This window comes from Janthinobacterium sp. FW305-129 (assembly GCF_020858115.1).
Lineage (GTDB): Bacteria > Pseudomonadota > Gammaproteobacteria > Burkholderiales > Burkholderiaceae_D > Janthinobacterium.
On record NZ_JACYMM010000008.1, the window covers coordinates 53,069 to 72,286 of the forward strand.

Sequence of the window (19,218 nt, forward strand, 5' to 3'; positions counted from 1 at the left end):
ACAGTTAAGACGTGGAAAGCGTGACTGGTGTATTCAGGCAGCCAGAGGCGGGCCGCGCGGGCTGGCGGCCAGCCATGCGAACGGCGCTTTCGGTGCCTGGTAAAACAATGGCGGATAGTGGTCGTGGCCCGCGATGACGGCCAGCGGCGAGGATGAGGACGGCGGCAAGCCCACGCTGCCCGCATGGCTCATGCAGAACGGGCAATGCTCGATGTGGTGCAGCACGGAATCGGTGGTGGACTTGATGGCCGGCGCCAGGTCCGCTTGCGTGTAGACGGCGCCGCTGGCCGAGCAGATCTCGACGGCAGCATTGTTCGCGTTCGCATGCCGCGAGGCAAACGCATACGACAGGGACGGCGACAGCGCATTGAGCAGTATCGCCAGGCAGGCGAACCACATATGCCACTGTTTGCGTTTCAATAAAGATCCCATGGCCCCGATTATAACGGAGTCTGGCTATCCGGGCGCCTGGCCCCGCAGGAACAGGCTGGGGCGCACGCCCGCCACGTCCACGCAGGCGTCGCAAAACGCGGGGATCGAGGCAAAGCCTGAGCCGGCCGCCACTTGCGCCAGGTCGCGCTCGCCGTGCCCGCCCTCGGCGTCCGCTTGCGCCGCCGTGTGCAGCGCGTGCGCCAGACGCTGTTCGCGCACCAGGCTGAGCAATGCCTCGCCCTCGGCAAACAGGCGCGCCCGCGCCTTGTGCGGCGTCACTTGCCACAGGGCCGCCAGACGCGCCGCCGTCCATTTTCCTTGCGGCGTATCAAAGATATGCTGCGCCAGCGCCTGGCTCCAGCGCTTGCCGCCGCCGTGGCCGCCTTCGGGCTCATCGCCTTCCAGCGCCAGGGTGAAGACGGCCGGCTTGCCCCGTCCCGGCATCACGTCGCAGGCGAAGCGCAAGAAGGCGGGCACGACGAAGCTGTCGCCGCTGGCCAGTTTCTTGGTGGCGATTTCATTATGCAAGGTGACAAAACCCTGGCGCACGGTAACGCGCAGCCGGAGCGGAAAGCGCAAGCCCAGCAAGTGCAGAGGATGATCAGAAACGAGTGCCATGCGTCAATTCAATGTCATAAGCCAGCCGCCAGCATGCCACACATCGCGCGCCCAGTCTGTCATCACAGCGACGCCACGCCATAGCGGCGCAAGCCGTCGAGGTCGACCACGCGGATGGATTGGTACGCGATGCTGATCAGGTTCAGCTCGGCCAGATGGCCCAGCGCCTGGTTCACGCGCTGGCGCGAAATACCCGTCAACAAGCCGATTTCTTCCTGCGACAGCTCAAGCACGCGGGAAGTGCGCGGGTATAACATGGGGTGGAACAGCTGCGCGATCGCTTGCGCCACCTGCGCATCGACGGCCAGCAGGCGCTGGTTCTGGATGGTGGCGATGAATTGGCCCATGCGCTCGTTCAGCTGGCGGATGACGAAGGCATTGAAGGAAAGGCTCTCGGCCAGCAACAGATGAAACAGATCCACGGGCACCAGGATGATGTCGGCGGCGCGCACGGCCACCACGTCGTAGCGGCGCAGCTCGCGCTTGAGCACGCTGCCCTCGCCGCACCAGCCGCCGGCCGGCACGCCGGAAAACGTGGCGCCGCGCCCATCGGCGTTGTAGACGGCCAGCTTGATCAAGCCCGTGTGCACGCCGATCCAGTGCGCCGACGGCTCGCCGCGCCGCGTGACGAAGGCGCCCGCCTCGTAATGCCGCAGCACGCTGCCGGCGCGCAACAGGGTCTGATGCCGCGCATCGAGGGCCGCGAACCAGTCGTGGCTGTCGAGTTCCGGCATTGCAAGGTCTACACTATCGTTGCTATCCATTCCATCCTTCAGACCTGTCACTAAGATGACAGTGATTTTCCAGCGCCGGTGCTATGCTCACCGGTATCAATCCCGAAACAGGGAGCTACAGAATTTTATTTAACAGGAGACAAGCATGACTGCTGATTTCAACACCGGCCTCGGCAAAAACAGCGCCAACTACGCCGCCCTCACCCCGCTCGACTATATCGCCAGGGCAGCCGCAGTATATGGCAATCGCCTGGCAATTGCACATGGCGCCATCCGCCAGACCTGGCGCGAAACGTATGCGCGCACGCGCCGCCTGGCCTCCGGCCTGATCAAACTGGGCGTGGGCACGGGCGATACGGTCGCCGTGATGCTGCCGAACACGCCCGCCATGGTGGAAGCGAGCTTTGGCGTCCCCATGGCCGGCGCCGTGCTCAACGCCCTGAATATCCGCCTCGACCTGGCCTCGCTGACCTTCATGCTGCGCCATGGCCAGGCGAAAGTCTTGCTGGCCGACACGGAATTTGCCGAACTGGCGCGCCAGATGGCGGCGCAGATTCCCGGCTTGCGCGTGATCCAGGTCAATGACTTGCTGGGACCGGAAGTGGACGCGTTTTCCGACCTCGACTACGAAGCCTTGCTGGCCAGCGGCGACCCCGAGTACGACTGGCAGCCGCCCGCCGATGAGTGGGACGCCATCGCCCTCAACTACACGTCCGGCACCACGGGCGACCCGAAAGGCGTCGTCTACCACCACCGGGGCGCGGCCCTGAATGCCCTGTCGAACATCCTGGAATGGGACATGCCCAAGCACGCCGTCTACCTGTGGACCTTGCCGATGTTCCACTGCAATGGCTGGTGCTTCCCGTGGACCGTGGCCGCGCGCGCGGGCGTCAACGTGTGCCTGCGCAAGTTCGAGCCGAAACTCGTGTTCGACCTGATGCGCGAATTGCGCATCACCCACTATTGCGCCGCGCCCATCGTGCATGCGGCGCTGGCCAACGCGCCCGCCAACTGGCGCGACGGTATCGACTGGACCGTGCGCGGCATGGTGGCCGGCGCGCCGCCGCCGGCGGCCATGGTGGCGAAGATCGAAGCCATGGGTTTTGATTTGATCCACTCGTATGGCTTGACGGAAGTGTATGGCCCGGCCGCCATCTGCGCCGAGCAGGACGAGTGGGCCGCCCTGAGCCAGGAAGAGCGCGCCGTACTCAAATCGCGCCAGGGCGTGCGCTACCACTTGCAAAGCGCCGTGGCCGTGCTCGACCCGGAAACCATGCAACCCGTGGCGGCCGACGGCGAACAGATCGGCGAGATCATGTTCCGCGGCAACATCTGCATGAAGGGTTACTTAAAAAATGAAAAGGCGACGCAGGAAGCGTTCGCGGGCGGCTGGTTCCACACGGGCGACCTCGGCGTCATGTATCCGGACGGCTACATCAAGCTGAAGGACCGCAGCAAGGACATCATCATTTCCGGCGGAGAGAACATTTCCAGCGTGGAAGTGGAAGATGCCTTGTACCACCACCCGCAAGTGCTGGCCGCCGCCGTCATCGCCCAGCCGGACGAAAAATGGGGCGAAACGCCGTGCGCGTTCGTCGAACTGCGCGAAGGGGCGACGGTGACGGAAGCGGAATTGATCGCCTTCTGCAAGAACAACCTGGCGGGCTTCAAGGTGCCGAAAGCCATTTATTTCGGTCCCCTGCCCCGCACGTCGACGGGCAAGATCCAGAAGTTCGAATTGCGCAAGCGCATGCACTCGGACAAGGCCATCGACGTCTGATTCTTGTGATAAATCAATCGCGCTTGCCGGCCAGCCACGCCGGCTGCGCCACCGCCAGGCGCGCAAAGCTGGCGATGCTGGCCACGGCGGCGAACCCTGCCGCCAGGCACAGCGCATACGTCGTGCCCCGGCTGGCGGAAACCGTGAAGCAGTACGCGACCAGCGCCGCACCCGTCGCCTGGCCGATCAGGCGCGAGGTGGCCACCACGCCGCTGGCGCCGCCGGCCCGCTCGGGCGGCGCGCTGCCCATGATGGCCTTCAGATTGGGCGCCTGGAAAAAGCCGAAACCGATGCCGCACAAGGCCATGCGCCAGCCGATGTCGAACACGCTCGGGTGCGCCGGGATCCACACCAGCGTCAGCAAGCCGCCCGCCAGCGCCGCGAGACCAATGCCGCCCAGCACGCCCGGCGAATAACGGTCGCTCAAACGCCCCGCCACGGGTGCCATCACGGCCACCAGCACGGCCCACGGCGTCATCAAAAAACCCGTCTCGACGGGAGAGCGGCCCAGGGTGACTTCAAAATAGAATGGCAGAGAAACAAACGCCAGCCCCTGCGCGGCAAACGTGCAGATGGCCGTCAGCGACGACAGCAGGAACAGGGGGCGGCGGAACAGGTCGATGGGCAGCATCGGCGCCGCATGGCCCGCCTGTCGGCGCAGCAGCAACATAAAAAAGACCACCACGGCCACCAGCTCCGGCAGCAAGGTCGACAGGTCCGCGTGATGGGCCGCGTCGCCGAACAGCAAGATGAGCAAGCCGAAGGCGCCCACGTTGTACAGGGCCGTGCGCGCATCGAGCGTGTGGCCGGACAATTTTGTCGCCGGCAGCATGCGGCTGGCCAGGAAAAAGCCGCCCACGCCCAGCGGCACATTGATGGCGAACAGCCACGGCCACGACGCCGTCGCCAGGATCAGCGAGGCGGCCGTGGGCCCGATGGCGAACGCGACGGCCACCACCAGCGCATTGTTGCCGAACGCGCGGCCCAGCAAATGTTTAGGGTACAGGGCGCGCAGCAGCGCCGTATTGACGCTCATCATGGCGCTTGCGCCGACGCCCTGAAACAGGCGCGCCACCACCAGCGAGGGCAAGGACCAGGCCAATGCGCAGGCGAGCGACGCCAAAGTAAATAAAAACATGCCGGAGATAAACACGCGGCGGTAGCCGGCGATTTCGCCGAGGGCGGAAAACGGCAGCAGGGTCGCCACCATGGCCAGCTGATACACGTTGACGATCCAGACGGAAGCGGCCGGCGTCGTGTGCAGCTCGCCGGCGATGACCGGCAAGGCCGTGTTGGCAATCGCCGTATCGAGCGAGGCCATGCCCACGCCGATGGCCAGCGCCAGCATGGCCCATAAACGGGCATTCGGCGGCAAGCCGTCCTCGCCCACCATGACGGGTTGCGTGTGCTGCTGCTGCATAAATAAACTACCTGTTCATCTTGCTGATCCGGGCAATACACTAGCATGTATGACGGAAAGCTGCAGGACAGGCAAGCTTACTTCTGGCAGTCGATCACTTTAAAATCTTTCGAATAACAGATGCGCAACTCGCCCGAGTGCTTTTCATAGCCGAGCCAGCGGCCCTTCAGCTGCGGGTTGTGCTGCTTCATCCACTTGAACAGCTCGTTCTTTGGCATGGTGGAGTCCGGCAACTTCAAGGCCTGGAACAGTTCGCGTTCCTTCTCGAAATACTGCTTGGCCGTATCGAAATCGCAGGCGCCATGCTTTTCCCATTCGCCCTGCAGCAAGGCTTCGCCGGGCTGCATGCACATGTACGGCAAAATCTCCGACGGCGCCAGCTTCGGCAAGTTGCCCTTGCAATAGCGCGGGTGCAGTTCCGTCTTGCGCGGCGGCGTCGCGGAAATGTCGTCGCAGCTGGCCGGATTGTTCGACTGCGCCCACAGGCCATGCACGATCCAGCCGAAGTGGTTGCTCTCGGCGCACTGGAAGGCGGCCTTCCTCGACACGGCGCCGCGGCGGCGCTGGCTGTCGCAAAAGCCTGGCGACCACGACAGCGCCAGCATGAAGTAATCGGTGGGCACGTTGGTGCTTTGCTTGTAGCACGTGTTTTTCTCGTCCGACGGCTTGACGTCATAATCGTAGTAACTGACGTTGCGGGGAATGGCGCAGGCGGCATCGGCCGCGTGGACGACGCCGGCCGACAGGCTGAGGAAAACGGCGGCCAGCGCGGGCAAGACAGTTCGCAATTGCATCGGGTTTCCCTTTCAGAATATAAAACGCCGGCAACTGAGTGCCGGCGCGGTATCAATCAGTCAAGCTGATCAGCAAACCTTGTGCATCCAGCCATGCGTATCCGGTGCCGTGCCATGCTGCAAGCCCAGCAGCGCTTCGCGCAGGGCCAGGGTGACGGCGCCGTTTTCATTGTTGTTGATGGTCATTTCAAAGCCGTTGGCCTTGGCCACGCCCACGGGCGTGATGACGGCGGCCGTGCCGCAGGCGAACACTTCGGTCATGCGGCCCGAGGCGATATCGTCGCGCCATTGCTGGACGGACAATTTACGCTCTTCCGTCGCGTAGCCGAGGTCTTTCGCCATTTCCAGCAGGCTGCGGCGGGTGATGCCTGGCAGCAAGGTGCCCGTCAGCTCCGGCGTCACGACGGTGACCTTTTCGCCATCCTTGTAGACGAAGAACAAATTCATGCCGCCCATTTCTTCGATGAATTCGCGGTGCACGGCGTCCAGCCACACGACCTGGTCGCAACCCTTTTCTTGCGCTTGCGACTGGGCCATCAGGCTGGCCGCGTAGTTGCCCGCGCACTTGGCTTCACCCGTGCCGCCCGGTGCGGCGCGCACGAAGTCTTCGCTGATCCACACGGTGACGGGTTTCACGCCTTTCGGGAAATAGGCGCCGGCCGGCGAGGCGAACAGCACGAACAGGTATTCTTCCGATGGACGCACGCCCAGGTAGGGATCGGTGGCGATCATCAGCGGACGCATGTACAGGCTCTCGCCCGTGTTCTTCGGCACCCAGTTGCGGTCTTGCGCGATCAGCGCATCGCCCGCTTCCAGGAACAGCTCGACGGGAATGGCCGGCATGGCCAGGCGCGCGGCGCTGCGGTTGAAGCGCTCGGCATTCTGTTCCGGACGGAAGGTCTTGATGCTGCCATCGGGCTGGGCAAATGCTTTATAACCTTCGAAGATGGCCTGGCCGTAGTGCAGCGACGAGGCGGACGGGTCCAGCATCAGGGGGCCATAAGCCTTCAGCTCGCCCTGCTGCCATTTGCCGTCGCGGTAAGGAATCACCACCATGTGGTCGGTGAAGATGCGGCCGAAGGCCGGGTTGACCATGCGCGCGGCGCGCTCGGCATCGGACAGGGGGTGGGCGGACGGGGTGACGACGAGATTCGGTGTGGAAGTGGTCATGGCGGCAATGGGAACTAGTGAACAGTATCCCTATTGTAGCGCCTAATCAGGCAAACGAGGATGGCCGGGACTGCGCCCCGCCCCGTGTCAATCCGGCTGCAAAAAAAGCGCCGTCCACCTTGCGGTGGAAACGGCGCTTTTGCATTACAGCAAAATCACTGCATCAGAACTTCATGTTGGCCGTCAGGGTAGCCGAGCGGCCCGGTGCCACGCCAGCGTAATGCGGCGAGGAAACCTTGTCGAAGTACAGCTTGTTCGTCAGGTTCTGGATATTCAGCTGCAGGGTCACGTTGCGGCTGACGACATAGCTGGCCATGGCGTCGAAGCGCGTATAGGCCGGCGCGTATTTGTTGTTGGCCACGTTGGCGTAGACCTTGTCGACGTAGTTCACGCCGCCGCCCACGGTGATGGCAGGCGTGAGCAGGTAGGACGTCCACAGCGAGGCGCTGTTTTTCGGCGTCGTGGGGAACTGGTTGCCGTTGTAGGGCGACGGCACATACACAGGCGCAGCCGTCGTGCCCGTGTTGAGATAGCCATTGTTTTCCACGATGGCGTTCAGGTGCGTGTAGCCGCCGAAGACCGACCATGCCTTCGTGATATTGCCGCTCACGCCCAGTTCGATGCCCTTGACTTGCTTGTCGCCCACGTTTTGCGTGCTGCCGTCCGGCGCCGTCACGCGCGCATTGCTCATGTCGCTCTGGAAGTAGGCGCCGCTCACGGACAAACGGCCGCCCGGCAGCACTTCCCATTTCGTGCCCAGCTCGAAGCTCTTGCTCTCCTGCGGTTTCAGGTTCTGGATCGCCACCGTCAAGCCGTCGATGCCGTCGCCGCCGTCATTGCCCGGTGGCGTGGACGACGTGCCGTACGACACATACACGCTGCTGTTGCTCGATGGCTTGTAGACCAGGCCCGCCTGGTAGCTGGCGAAGGTGGCATGCACATTGGCGCCGACGGCGGCAGTGGTCTTGCCGTCGAGCGTGTATTGCGGCGTGTTCAGCGAACTCTTGTAGTCATCCCAGCGGATGCCCACATTGAGCAGCCATTGCGGCGTGAACTCGATGGTGTCGAAACCGTACACGGAACGCGTGTTGGTGACGATGTTCGTGCGGGCCGGCGACACCGAGCGCGTGTAGACCCATGGGTCGTTGGCGTTCGGATTGAGCAACGGCGCGCAGTTGTACAGGGTGGCGGCGCCAGAGGTCGGGCAGCTGGAGCCGACTTTTTCCAGCGGATTGTTCGTCCCCGGGCTGAACAGGTAGGAGCTGCGGTCCGTTTCTTCGCGGCTGATTTCCAGGCCCAGCGTGTACGTGTGCTTGACGCCGCCAGCCAGCCATTCGCCGCCCAGGCTGGTCGCATTGGCCAGCGCATCCGTATCGGTCGTGCGCGTGTTGGCGCGGCGCCAGACGGTGCCGTACAGCATGGTATTGCCCTTGGAATCGTCGGGCTGGGTCCACACGTAGTCGTTGCTGGTCTTGCCGTAGCGCGTCACGTTGCGCAAGATCAACTTGTTACCGAAGTCGTGGCGCACGTCGATGGTGCCGATATCGCTCTGCGTGTCGCGGAAGTCGCGGTTCACGAGGCCATAGAAAGTGTCGCGCGGCACGTTGACGGGCGTGCCGTTGCCGTTTTTCGACACATTGGCGCCCGACGAGAACGGGTTGTTGAACGGCAAGCCGGTATCGGGCAATTCGCTCGACTGCATGTGGTAGTAGCTGAGGGTCGCCTGCGTGGCCGATTTCAGGCCGAAGGTGACGGATGGCGCGATGCCCCAGCGGTCGCCATTGATGTAGTCGCGGCCGGCAACGTGGGCGTCATGCGCCATCACGTTGAGGCGCACGGCCACGTCGTCGCTGACGACGCGGTTCGCATCCAGGGTGGCGCGGCGGTACTTGGCGCTGCCCAGGCCCACGGTGGCATTGGTGAAATTGTCGACTTTCGGCGTCTTGCTGATCAGGTTGACGCCGCCGCCCGCGGACGAGCGTCCGCCGTAGGCCGAGTTCGGGCCCTTGACGACTTCGATTTGTTCCAGCGCAAAGATTTCACGCGATTGCGAACCCGTGTCGCGGATGCCGTCGATATACGTATCCGTTTGCGCGTTGTAGCCGCGGATAAACAGGTTGTCGCCCACAGGGTTGCCGCCTTCGCCGGCGCCGATGGTGATGCCCGGCACGGTGCGCAGCGCGTCCGTCAGCGAGACGGCGCCCGTTTGCGAAATGATTTCGGCGGGAATCACCGTCACGGATTTCGGCGTGTCCAGCAGCGGCGCCGTCAGCTTGTCGTTCGCCGATTTGACGGGGGCCTGGATCAGGCGCTCAGCCGTGCCGATGACTTTCACTTCCTGCAACTGCTGCGGCTTGTCCACCGTTTGCGCGTGCAGCGCCAGCGGCATGGCCAGGGTGGCGAAGGCGGCCAGGGCCGTGCCATGCATGCGCGGCGCGGCGGCGATCTGGTGCTTGCGGCTGCGGATGGCAGCGGCTGGCTTGGCGGCGCCTGCGGTGTGTTTCAATGTCATCGTGTTCTTTCAATCTATCAAGTGGGCTGAATATAGCTGGCGAATGCGCCGTAGCGCCTGGCTGGCCATGCTTGCTTGGGTACTACAAAACTGCCACAGCACCGTCATGCGCGGCGCCCGGGACAAGCCGGGTGGAGCGCGATATTGTCATTGCTGTAGGAAGTGTCCTGCGCCGGTGAGACAGCCAGCCATGCTGGCTGGCGTACTGGTCGCTGAAATCGTCAATGGCTTGCACGGAAAAACGAAGCAAGGAGCTGCCGGACTTGCCTGCCAGGCGGGTCCGCCTGTATCCGCAGCGCATGTTCAACGATTCAGGATCAGCTCATAGTTACGAATGAGAATGATTTTTATTTTTACATAATTTCACTGTGATGTAAATTATCAATGTCAGCATTTTTCAATTCCGTGGCTATTCTCCCTGCCTCGGGATCTGGCTCTTATTTGCGAATGATTCTCGTTTGCGTTAATATGTCAGCCTTCCTTCTTCCCTGCCATGCCTGACGCCCCGCATGGCAGCGCTATCGAAAGCCGCCATGACCACGTCCTCCCTCCCCCAGTTGCGCGCCAGCACCGATGCCGACGCCGCGTCCGCAAGCCGCCAGCGGCGCGCCCCTGCCGCCTCTCCGCAAGCGCGGCGCTGGCGCTGGAGCTGGAAGCAGGTCTGGTTTCAATTGCACTGGTTTATCGGCATCACGGCCGGCACGGTGCTGGTGATCATCGGCCTGAGCGGCGCCACCCTGGCCTTCAAGGATGAACTACTCGATGTCATGAACCCCGGCGTACGCCATGTGCCCGTGCAAACGCGCGCGCCGCTGACGCCGGCACAGCTGAGCAACATTGCCGCAGCAGAACACGGCCAGCGCGTCGCCTCGATCACCATGTATGCGCAGGCGGGCGCGGCGCCCCGGCTGTTCTTCGCGCCAAAGAACGGCCAGCGGCGCGGCGAGTCCGTTTATCTGCACCCGTACACGGGCGCGACCCAGCCCGCGCTGGCGGGCGCCGCATTTTTCGAATGGACGGAATCGCTGCACCGCTGGCTGCTGCTGCCGCGCGACCCGGGCCGGCAAGTGGCGGGCGCGCTGGCCCTGTGCCTGCTGGGCCTGGCACTGTCCGGCCTGTACCTGCGCTGGCCCCGCCGTCCGCTGGACTGGCGCACCTGGCTGACCTTCGATCCGGCATTAAAAGGCCGCTCCTTCCTGTGGAATCTGCACGCCGTGGCCGGCACCTGGTGCCTGGTGGTCTACGTGGCGCTGACCCTGACGGGCATTTACTGGAGCTATGACGTGGTGCGCGACAATATCGACGCCTGGGCCGGCAAGCCGCCCCGCACGGCGCAAGCACCGGGCAAAAAAGGCGCGCCGCAGGAGCCATCGCCCGCCGCCGACATCGGCCTGGCCTGGAGCACTTTCCAGCAGCACGCCGCCGGCTGGACCCTGGCCACGGTGCGCCTGCCGACGCGCCCCGGTGAAGCCGTGCAATTCACGTGGCTGGCCAGCGATGCGCCGCACGAACGGGCGCGCAGCCGCATGAGCATTGCGCAGGCCGACGGCATGGTCACGGAAAACGAGCCGTACAGCCAGCAGGCGCTGGGGCCGCGCCTCGTCAACATCATTTATCCGCTGCACATGGGCACGTATTTTGGTTTGCCGGGCCGCATCATCGTGACGCTCGCCAGCCTGGGCCTGCCCCTGTTCGCCGTCACGGGCTGGATGCTGTACCTGGGCCGCCGCAAGGCAAAACGGGCTGTGCAGGCGCAGCGTGCCATGCTGGGTGCCGGCGCACCGGGCAAGATGGGCACAGATTTACCGACCCTGGTGGCCTACGCCAGCCAGTCGGGTCAGGCCGAGCGCCTGGCCCTGGAAAGCGCGCGCGCCTTGCAACAGGCTGGCGTGGCCGTCGACGTGCAGTCGCTGGAGCAGTTTGATCCCGCGCAATTGCGCCAGTACGAACGGGCCCTGATCGTCGCCAGCACCTTTGGCGAAGGCGAGGCGCCGGACGGCACGCGCCGCTTCGCGCGCCTGTTGCAGCAAATGGCGGACACGCCGCTGGCCGGCCTGGACTTCGGCATGCTGGCCCTGGGCGACCGCCATTACAGCGCCTTCTGCGGCTTCGGCCATGCGCTGGCGCAACAATTACAAGCGCTGGGCGCCACTTCCCTCTTCCCGCTGATCGAGGTCGACAAGCATGATCCCGCCGCCCTGGCCGCCTGGTCGCAGGCGCTGGCCCGCTGCAGCGGCAGCGCCATCGACGCCATCGGCGTGCAGGAAGAAGCGTCGTACGCCGAGTGGCGCCTGGCGCGCCGCGTTCTGCTGAACCCGGGCAGCCTGGGTGGCGAACTGCATGAAATCACCTTGACGGGCCCGGCCGGCGCCAGCTGGGAAGCGGGTGCGCTGGCGGAAATCATCGGGTGCAACGCGGACGGCAGCGATGGCGATGCAGACATTGCCCATCACGCGCCGCGCAGCTATTCGCTCGCTTCGCTGCCCTCCGATGGCGAACTGCAATTGCTGGTGCGCCAGGAGCGCCATGCGGGCGGCGAAAACGAGGGCTACGGCATCTGTTCCGGCTGGCTCACGCGCTTCGCGCCCGTGGGCGCCGCCATCCGCCTGCGCCTGCAAGCCAATCCCGCCTTCGCGCCCGCCCTGGTCGACGTGCCCTGCATTTATATCGGCAACGGTTCCGGCCTGGCCGGCCTGCGGGCACACCTGCGCGCGCGCCAGCGGGCGGGGCTGGCCCGCAACTGGCTGCTGTTCGGCGAGCGCCAGCAAGCTTTTGACAGCGTCTGCGGCGCAGAGTTGCAAGGCTGGCTCGACGCTGGCCACCTGGCGCGCCTGGACCGCGTCTTTTCGCGCGATGGCAACGATGGCGGCAAACGCGAATACGTGCAGGACCGCCTGCGCGCCAACTCCCACGAACTGCGCGACTGGCTGGCGCAAGGCGCCATCGTCTACGTGTGCGGCAGCCTGCAAGGCATGGCGGCGGGAATCGATGCTGTACTGCAAGAAGTGCTGGGCCAGGACGGTCTCGACGCCCTGCTGGCGGCCGGACGCTACCGCCGCGACGTGTATTGATCTGCATCAGGCTAGCCCCCGGCAGCGCCCGGCTATGTGGGCCGGCGCACGGTCGGCGCCAGCCATCGGACTAGAGTGGGGACATGGCGGCAAACCCGCGCCGCCCCCTTCTCTGCGAGGCTAGCCATGAAAAACCCCTGGATGAGCATGTACCTGAGCGCCGCCAACCGCATCGCCAACACGGCGCGCGGCCACGCCACGGCCGCCGTCAAGCGCGAAGCGGCGAAAAATACGCGGCAGTTGACGCAAGTGTGGTTCGATTCCTTTCTTCCGCCAACAGGCAAGCCACGGCGCAGCCGCAAGGCAAAATAAACGCCGTCATGATCGGCAACTGGTGCAGTGCATCACAGCAACTAGTTGAAGTTTCAATCAGATGAACTAAACTGCAAGCATGGTAGTACATAGAACGTGACCGGCAGGCGCCGCATCCCCGCGCCGCCGCCAGGACACCGGGAGACGACCATGTTGACGCTCAAAGTGCTGCTCTGTCTCGCCTTGTCGGCCTTGCTGCTCGTGCCCCTCGTGCTGAGGGATGCGATGCAGACGTCGGCCGGGCAGCAGTTGCAGGTGCCGAATGTGGATGCGCAAGGCATGTGGGCCCACTGGCCCAAGCAGTAATACGCGCGGCTGAGGGCAGTTGAACAAGCGCGCCGCTGGCTGCGTTGCTTTGACTTGCCGTACTAGCGTACTGTCTGCGTCAAAGACGCCTTGCCAGCGGCGTTTTTCAGCGGCGCTCGGTAACACGGCGCATCGTTTAAAACCGCTTTGTTGCGGGTGGGAATTTGTTCCCTTCGTCCATTTGTTTTTGTCTTGTTTTCCTCTTTGCCTCTTCACCATACTTTTGATCCAGATCATGGATTTCGCCCTTCGCTGCGCCCACACTGGAACAGTCCGCTTCGCACCGCGACGGACTTAACCTGGAGCATCGGCATGGGTAAATCGCATTGGAAGGATGAGATGGCGCTGGGCGTTCCCGCCATCGACGAGGCGCATGAGGCGCTGTTTCTGGAGCTGGCGCGGCTGCAGCAATTGAGCGACCAGCATTTCAGCGTGGCATTTCGCGAGCTGGTTGCGGCCGTCGAACGCGATTTCCGCGAGGAAGAGGATTTGATGGAGCAAATCGCCTTTCCCTCGCTGGCCAACCACCGCGAACAGCATGCGCGCGTGCTCAGCGGCTTGCACCATGCCTGGGCCGCCGTCGATGAGGGCGACCTGGAACAGGGGCGCCATGCGCTGTCGCTGTTGCCGCAATGGCTGATCTTTCACCAGGCCACCATGGACCTGGCCCTGGCGGCGGCGCTGGAACTGGTGCAGCGCCAGCCTAACTAGGGACTTAGCCTCTACAGCAACAGCACCGTCGCCTGCTCGGGCAAGACCACGCGGTAATGTCCCGGATACTTGTCTTCGCCGTCGAAAATCTTGCAAAACACGGGCTGTCGGATGTCGTTGACGGCCGGCTCGCTCATGGGCAAGGTAGCGATCAGTTGCTCGCCATCCATTAACTGCAAGGCGCTGCCCCGCTCGGCCGCGCAAAAGGCCAGCGCTTGCACGTCGTCGGCGAACGGCCGCTTGTACCATGGCGTGATGGCCCGCACGGCGCGCCGCGCGTCGTGCAGGACTTGCCCCACGCGCGTGACGTTCCAGGCATCGCGCGCCACGGACGGCTGCAACACGATATTCGCCGTCAGCTCGCCCCTGCCCTTGTTCACCAGGAAGGAGCCGTCCTGCGCGGCGATGTCCTCGTTGAGCGGCACGACAAACACGCCGCCGTCGGACACCTTGATCGGCATGGGCGCGCCATTGCCTTGCAAGGCCACGCGCACGTCGTCGATGGTGGCGCTGAGCTTGGCCGGAATCAGGCGCAGGGCCATGACCACGCTGCCGCTCGACACTTGCCACACTTTCCTGGCCGTCAGATAACTTTCACGGTAAGCCGTGAAGCGCACGCGCGGCGCCTTGGCGTCGCCGCTGGCCGTGATCGTCACCGTTTGCGAGGGCAAGGCGTCCTCCGCGCTCGCCGCTGGCGCCGCGGCGGTGGCTGGCGCAAGCGGTGACGATACGGCGGCGGGCGGCACGCTGGCACTCTGCAGCGGCGCGGGAACAGCCGGCGGCGGCGCGTGTTCCTGGGCCTGGCCCAGCGACACGACACACAACCATCCGGCACAAGCGATCCATGTACGCATGCATTTCTTTCAATGAGGAAAATATTTTGTCAGCGCCTGCATTATCGCAGAAGGCCGGACGATGCGCCGCCCTTGGGCGGCCTGTACTCGGCTGCCTGCACTCCTTTGGTGCGCACGCTTGATTATTTGGCAAATACCACTTATATTGATAATGATTCTTATTCACATTATGTGAACGGAATCATGCACGCCCTTTCCACTGCCATGCGCGGGTGGAACTGCTATCCGAGCCAGATCCCGGGCCAGCGTCACGCCATCCCCCCAGCTACTGCGCCACTCGCCAGACGAGATAGGAACACACACGACTAAAAATACTCCAGGAAAATAATGCAAACGACCACCGTCCTCTCTTCTTCGCGCCTGCCCGCCCTGCGCCCCCTGCCCCATTTATTACACATCAGTCTGCTCAGTCTTGCCGCCGGCGTGGCCCTGCCGGCACTGGCCGCCGACGCCGCCCCGGCCGACGTGACCATGCCGGCCGTCACCGTGCTGGGCCAGTCAATGGCCACCACGGAAGGCACGCAGTCGTACACGGCAGGCGAAACGCGCAGCGCCACGCGCATGGACCTGTCGCTGCGCGAAACGCCGCAATCGGTCAGCGTCATCACGCGCCAGTTGCTCGACGACCTGGGCGCCGTGCGCCTGGACCAGGCGCTGGCGCAGACGACGGGTATCCAGGTGGGCCAGAACGACACGGAGCGCACGACTTTTTATGCGCGCGGCTTCGGCATCAACAATCTCCAGATCGACGGCATGGCGCGCGGCGGCAATGCGCCATTGCAAGACACGATTTTGTACGACCGCATCGAGGTCGTGCGCGGCGCCACCGGCCTGATGGGCGGCACGGGCGACCCGTCGGCCACCATCAACATGATACGCAAGCGGCCGGCGAAGGAATTCCAGGCCAGCGCCGGCCTCATCATGGGCCGCTGGGATGACCAGAGGATCGAGGCCGACCTGTCCACGCCCCTGAACGCGGAGGGCAGCGTGCGCGCGCGCACGGCCCTGGCCTGGCAAAAACGCGATTCCTACCTGGACATGTATCACGAACGCAAGACGGTCGGCATGCTCATCGTCGAGGCGGACTTGCGTCCCGGCACCCTGCTGACGGCCGGCGTCGACTTCCAGGACAACAAGCCCACGGGCGCCACCTGGGGCGCCGTGCCCTACTGGAATGCGGACGGCAGCCTGGCGAACTTGCCGCGCAACACCAGCTGGACGGCGCCATGGAGCACCTGGGCCCAAAAGCAGCACACGGTATTCACGTCGGTGGAGCAGCGCCTGCCGGGCAACTGGAATCTTCACCTCGGTTATGCGCGCACGGAAAGCACGAACCGCACCACCGTCGCCTATGCGGGCGAAGGTCATCCCGATCCCGCCACCGGCACAGGCATGAAACTGTGGACGGGCGCACGGGGCGCGGGAGAAAGGAACAGCGACAATTTCGACGTCTACGCCAGCGGGCCATTTACCTTGCTGGGACGCAAACACACGGCCATCATCGGCTGGAATGGCGACAACCGCCAGGAGCGTTCCCCCGGCGGCAAGGCGAAAATCGATTATGAACCTTTGGTCCCTGATTACCGCAGCTGGACGGGCAACATCCCCCGCCCCGTATTCCACCCGGATGGCTCGCATACGGAAAAAGTCACGCGCCTGGCGGGCGGCTATGTGGCCACGCGTTTGAGCCTGGCCGACCCGCTGCATGTGATCATCGGCGCGCGCAGCAGTACTTACCGCACGGACACGCGCAACTACAACACGCAAGGCGTGTACACGGGCAGCGGCGACTTTGTGGAAACGCGCAACGAAGTCACGCCATACGTGGGCGCCGTGTTCGATATCAACAAGCAATATTCGGCCTACGCCAGCTTCACGCAACTGTTCAACCCGCAATCGAGCAAGGACCGCAACGACAAGTTTCTGGCGCCGGAAACAGGCGACAATGCGGAACTGGGCATCAAGGGCGAATTTTATGAAGGCAAGCTGAACGCGTCGGCCGCCCTGTTCCACACGAAGAAAAAGAACCTGGCGGAACTCGACCGCACGGTGCCGCCCGGCTTTTTGCTGCCCGATGGCGGCCAGGCCATGGTGGCCAATGGCGCGGGCGTAACGGCCAAGGGCGTGGAATTCGACGTCTCCGGCCAGTTGTCTCCCGCCTGGGAAGCGAGCGGCGGCTATACCTATCTGCACGCGGCCGAGGCCGATGGCCGTCGCGCCGCCACCACGCAGCCGCGCCACTTGCTGCGCCTGGCCACCAGCTACCGCTTCGACGGCCGCCTGAGCGGCCTGAAAGCGGGCGCCAGCATGACGGCGCAAAGCGCCACCTACAGCGAATCGTGGTACGGCCGCCCGCCATCGAACGAGATGACGAATATCCCGCAGGCCGGCTATGCGCTGGTCAACGCCATGGCCAGCTATGCCATCAACCGCCACGCCAGCGTGCAGCTGAACGTGAATAACTTGCTCGATAAAAAGTACTACCGCAACGTGGGCTTCTTCGACGGCGTGTTCTGGGGTGAGCCGCGCAACGTCAGCCTGGCCGTGCGCACGGCGTTCTAAGCACGCCAGTGCCCGGGGGCGGGCAAGGTAAAGCCATCGAGCAAGGGGCCGCCCACGGGCGCCAGCACGGCGGCGGCGACTTGCTCGAACGCGCGCTGGCCAGCCGGCAAGTCGCTGGCGACCAGGCGCAGCGCGCCATCGAGCTGTGCGGCGATGGCCGCGTCGAACGCCTGCAGGCGGCGGAACTGGTGCTTGCCGCCGCCGCTCCACTGCCCTGCGGCGCGCAGGCTCAGGTCGGCCAGCGCTGCATACAGCTGGCAAGCGACGGCCAGCGCCTCGCCCGGGTGCGTGCTGTCGACCAGGTCTTCCAGCGCCGTGGTGATGGCGTAGCGCCGGCGCTGCAGGTTTTCCACGTCGAGCACGGGCGGCCCGGCCGTGTCGATGGCGTGCGCCAGCGCGTGCAGTTGCGCGTAGTGTTCGCTTGCAGCGACGATGTTTTCCCCTTCGACGACCATCATCGCCAGCGGCACCGTGCCGCCAGGCGCATCCATTTCCTTGCAAAAATACGTGAACGTGGCCAGGTCGTGCGCGAACAGTTCCACCGTGCGGCCTTCGGCAACGAGGGTGTCGCGCCAGGCGCAATCGACGTGCTCGAACAGCAGCAGCAAATCGATATCGGAACTGGCCGTTTGCCGGCCCGTGGCGAATGAGCCGCCGATGATGGCCGCCACGGCCGTGGGATAGCGTTCGCGTACCAGCCGCTGGGCAATGGCGCAGATGGTCTCGTAGGTGGGAATCGTCGTCAAAGCCGGTGCTCCATGTCGATAAAACACTATCCTACACGCAATACGCAAGCGGCCGCCAGCCTGCTACACTGGCACTCTCCGATCAAGGAACAGACATGGAATACGACTGCATCGTGGTGCCCTCGCCCGTGGGCGAACTGACCCTGGTGGCGCGCGGCGCGGCGCTGGCGGCCATCCTGTGGGAAAACGACAAGCCGAACCGCGTGCGTCTGGGCGCGATGCGCGTCGATGACAGTTGCGCCGTGCTGCAGGAAACGGCGCGCCAGCTGGGCGAGTATTTCGCCGGCGCGCGCCAGCGTTTTGACGTGCCGCTCGATTTCGATGGCACGCCTTTCCAGCAGGAAGTGTGGCGCGCGCTGCTGACGATACCGTACGGCCAGACGCGCAGCTATGGCGAGATCGCGCGCCAGATCGGCCGCCCCGCCGCCGTGCGCGCCGTGGGCGCCGCCAATGGCAGGAATCCCATTTCCATCATCGCCCCCTGCCACCGCGTCATCGGCGCCACCGGCGAGTTGACGGGCTTTGCGGGCGGCTTGCATGCCAAGGAAACCTTGCTGGCGCTGGAAGGCATTTCCCTGTCCAGCGACCGCGAAGCACTGAAAACGGGCCACGCCCGCCGCCGCGCCGTGCACATTGATATGGCGCAAGGCTGTTTATTTTAGTCAGCGGCATCGCTGCCCGTGTGGGATACTCACGTCCCCCGCTCAAGCCAACCCATCCTATGCCCTACCTTGTCATCCTGTTCTTTGCCGTTCTGTATTTGCTGGCCACCTTCTTTTTCCACATCCCCGTCCTGGTCGCCCTCGTGTATGGCGTGCTGAGCCTCAGCTGCTTCGTTGCCTATGCGATCGACAAATCGGCCGCAAAACAAGGGCGCTGGCGCACCTCGGAGCGCACCCTGCTGCTGCTGGGGCTGCTTTGCGGCTGGCCGGGCGCCGTGCTGGCCCAGCAATGGCTGCGCCACAAGTCGAGCAAGCGCTCGTTCCGCATCGTGTTCTGGATCACGGTCGCCCTCAATATCGGCGCCTTCGTGTATTTCAGCATGCATTACGCGGCGCCCGATATCGGCACCGACGTGGCGCCCATCGAACTGTAAAACTGCCGCCCGCCAAGATGTAACAATTATTGCAGCGCATTGTTCTTGAAATGATCGCCTGTCAGAATATCAATACTTACGATATTTAAGCCAATTCATC

17 protein-coding genes are annotated in these 19,218 nt (G+C 64.1%); 8 read left to right on the top strand and 9 right to left on the bottom strand.

Annotation, left to right across the window (positions count from 1 at the left end; genetic code table 11):
- Positions 1–33: 33 nt before the first annotated feature.
- The 3 genes from IGS61_RS17130 to IGS61_RS17140 all read right to left on the bottom strand — a co-directional run bounded on the left by IGS61_RS17130 (position 34) and on the right by IGS61_RS17140 (position 1,814).
- The gene (locus IGS61_RS17130) at positions 34–420 is read right to left on the bottom strand and encodes a DUF2946 domain-containing protein (RefSeq protein WP_230540784.1); all 387 of its coding nucleotides are present in this window, start codon (positions 418–420) and stop codon (positions 34–36) included.
- A gap of 36 nt (positions 421–456) precedes the next feature.
- Positions 457–1,050 (bottom strand): helix-turn-helix domain-containing protein, encoded by a 594-nt coding sequence (locus IGS61_RS17135; RefSeq protein WP_230540785.1) that lies wholly within the window; start codon positions 1,048–1,050, stop codon positions 457–459.
- Between the two features lie 62 nt (positions 1,051–1,112).
- Positions 1,113–1,814 carry a Crp/Fnr family transcriptional regulator gene (locus IGS61_RS17140; RefSeq protein WP_442908078.1) on the bottom strand — a complete coding sequence of 234 codons (702 nt, stop codon included), beginning with the start codon at positions 1,812–1,814 and terminating at the stop codon, positions 1,113–1,115.
- Positions 1,815–1,929: 115 nt separating this feature from the next.
- Here IGS61_RS17140 and IGS61_RS17145 point away from each other — a divergent pair, with 115 nt between their 5' ends.
- Complete coding sequence (locus tag IGS61_RS17145) at positions 1,930–3,564, top strand: acyl-CoA synthetase (RefSeq protein ID WP_230540786.1); 1,635 nt, start codon at positions 1,930–1,932, stop codon at positions 3,562–3,564.
- A gap of 13 nt (positions 3,565–3,577) precedes the next feature.
- Here IGS61_RS17145 and IGS61_RS17150 read toward each other — a convergent pair whose 3' ends face one another.
- The 4 genes from IGS61_RS17150 to IGS61_RS17165 form a co-directional block, all read right to left on the bottom strand.
- Entirely contained in the window at positions 3,578–4,984 is a 1,407-nt protein-coding gene (locus tag IGS61_RS17150) for an MFS transporter (RefSeq protein ID WP_230540787.1), read from the bottom strand.
- Between the two features lie 77 nt (positions 4,985–5,061).
- Positions 5,062–5,778, bottom strand: coding sequence for a ribonuclease T2 family protein (locus IGS61_RS17155; RefSeq protein WP_230540788.1), 717 nt, complete (start codon positions 5,776–5,778; stop codon positions 5,062–5,064).
- A gap of 69 nt (positions 5,779–5,847) precedes the next feature.
- Positions 5,848–6,948, bottom strand: a complete 1,101-nt coding sequence (locus IGS61_RS17160) for a branched-chain amino acid aminotransferase (RefSeq protein ID WP_099664470.1) — start codon at positions 6,946–6,948, stop codon at positions 5,848–5,850.
- Between the two features lie 163 nt (positions 6,949–7,111).
- Entirely contained in the window at positions 7,112–9,460 is a 2,349-nt protein-coding gene (locus IGS61_RS17165; protein WP_230540789.1) for a TonB-dependent receptor, read from the bottom strand.
- Between the two features lie 533 nt (positions 9,461–9,993).
- Here IGS61_RS17165 and IGS61_RS17170 point away from each other — a divergent pair.
- The 4 genes from IGS61_RS17170 (at position 9,994) to IGS61_RS17185 (ending at position 13,860) form a co-directional block, all read left to right on the top strand.
- A complete protein-coding gene (locus IGS61_RS17170; RefSeq protein ID WP_230540790.1) occupies positions 9,994–12,531 on the top strand; it encodes a PepSY domain-containing protein in 2,538 nt (845 codons plus the stop codon).
- A gap of 126 nt (positions 12,532–12,657) precedes the next feature.
- Complete coding sequence (locus tag IGS61_RS17175) at positions 12,658–12,843, top strand: hypothetical protein (protein ID WP_099402374.1); 186 nt, start codon at positions 12,658–12,660, stop codon at positions 12,841–12,843.
- A gap of 150 nt (positions 12,844–12,993) precedes the next feature.
- Positions 12,994–13,149: a hypothetical protein gene (locus IGS61_RS17180; protein WP_230540791.1), complete on the top strand. Its 156-nt coding sequence runs from the start codon at positions 12,994–12,996 to the stop codon at positions 13,147–13,149.
- Positions 13,150–13,461: 312 nt separating this feature from the next.
- Positions 13,462–13,860, top strand: a complete 399-nt coding sequence (locus IGS61_RS17185; RefSeq protein ID WP_230540792.1) for a bacteriohemerythrin — start codon at positions 13,462–13,464, stop codon at positions 13,858–13,860.
- An 11-nt stretch (positions 13,861–13,871) separates the two neighbouring features.
- Here IGS61_RS17185 and IGS61_RS17190 read toward each other — a convergent pair whose 3' ends face one another.
- On the bottom strand, positions 13,872–14,714 hold the full coding sequence (locus tag IGS61_RS17190; RefSeq protein ID WP_230540793.1) for a hypothetical protein: 843 nt from the start codon (positions 14,712–14,714) through the stop codon (positions 13,872–13,874).
- Between the two features lie 327 nt (positions 14,715–15,041).
- Here IGS61_RS17190 and IGS61_RS17195 point away from each other — a divergent pair, with 327 nt between their 5' ends.
- The gene (locus IGS61_RS17195) at positions 15,042–17,276 is read left to right on the top strand and encodes a TonB-dependent siderophore receptor (protein WP_230540794.1); all 2,235 of its coding nucleotides are present in this window, start codon (positions 15,042–15,044) and stop codon (positions 17,274–17,276) included.
- On the opposite strand, the gene IGS61_RS17200 is transcribed toward IGS61_RS17195, so the two are convergent.
- Complete coding sequence (locus tag IGS61_RS17200) at positions 17,273–18,022, bottom strand: nucleotidyltransferase domain-containing protein (protein ID WP_230540795.1); 750 nt, start codon at positions 18,020–18,022, stop codon at positions 17,273–17,275. The two genes, IGS61_RS17195 and IGS61_RS17200, sit on opposite strands and share 4 nt — an antisense overlap.
- Positions 18,023–18,117: 95 nt before the next feature.
- Here IGS61_RS17200 and IGS61_RS17205 point away from each other — a divergent pair, with 95 nt between their 5' ends.
- A complete protein-coding gene (locus tag IGS61_RS17205) occupies positions 18,118–18,684 on the top strand; it encodes a methylated-DNA--[protein]-cysteine S-methyltransferase (RefSeq protein WP_230540796.1) in 567 nt (188 codons plus the stop codon).
- 59 nt (positions 18,685–18,743) lie between these two features.
- A complete protein-coding gene (locus tag IGS61_RS17210; protein ID WP_230540797.1) occupies positions 18,744–19,118 on the top strand; it encodes a DUF1294 domain-containing protein in 375 nt (124 codons plus the stop codon).
- The last annotated feature ends 100 nt before the right edge of the window (positions 19,119–19,218 follow it).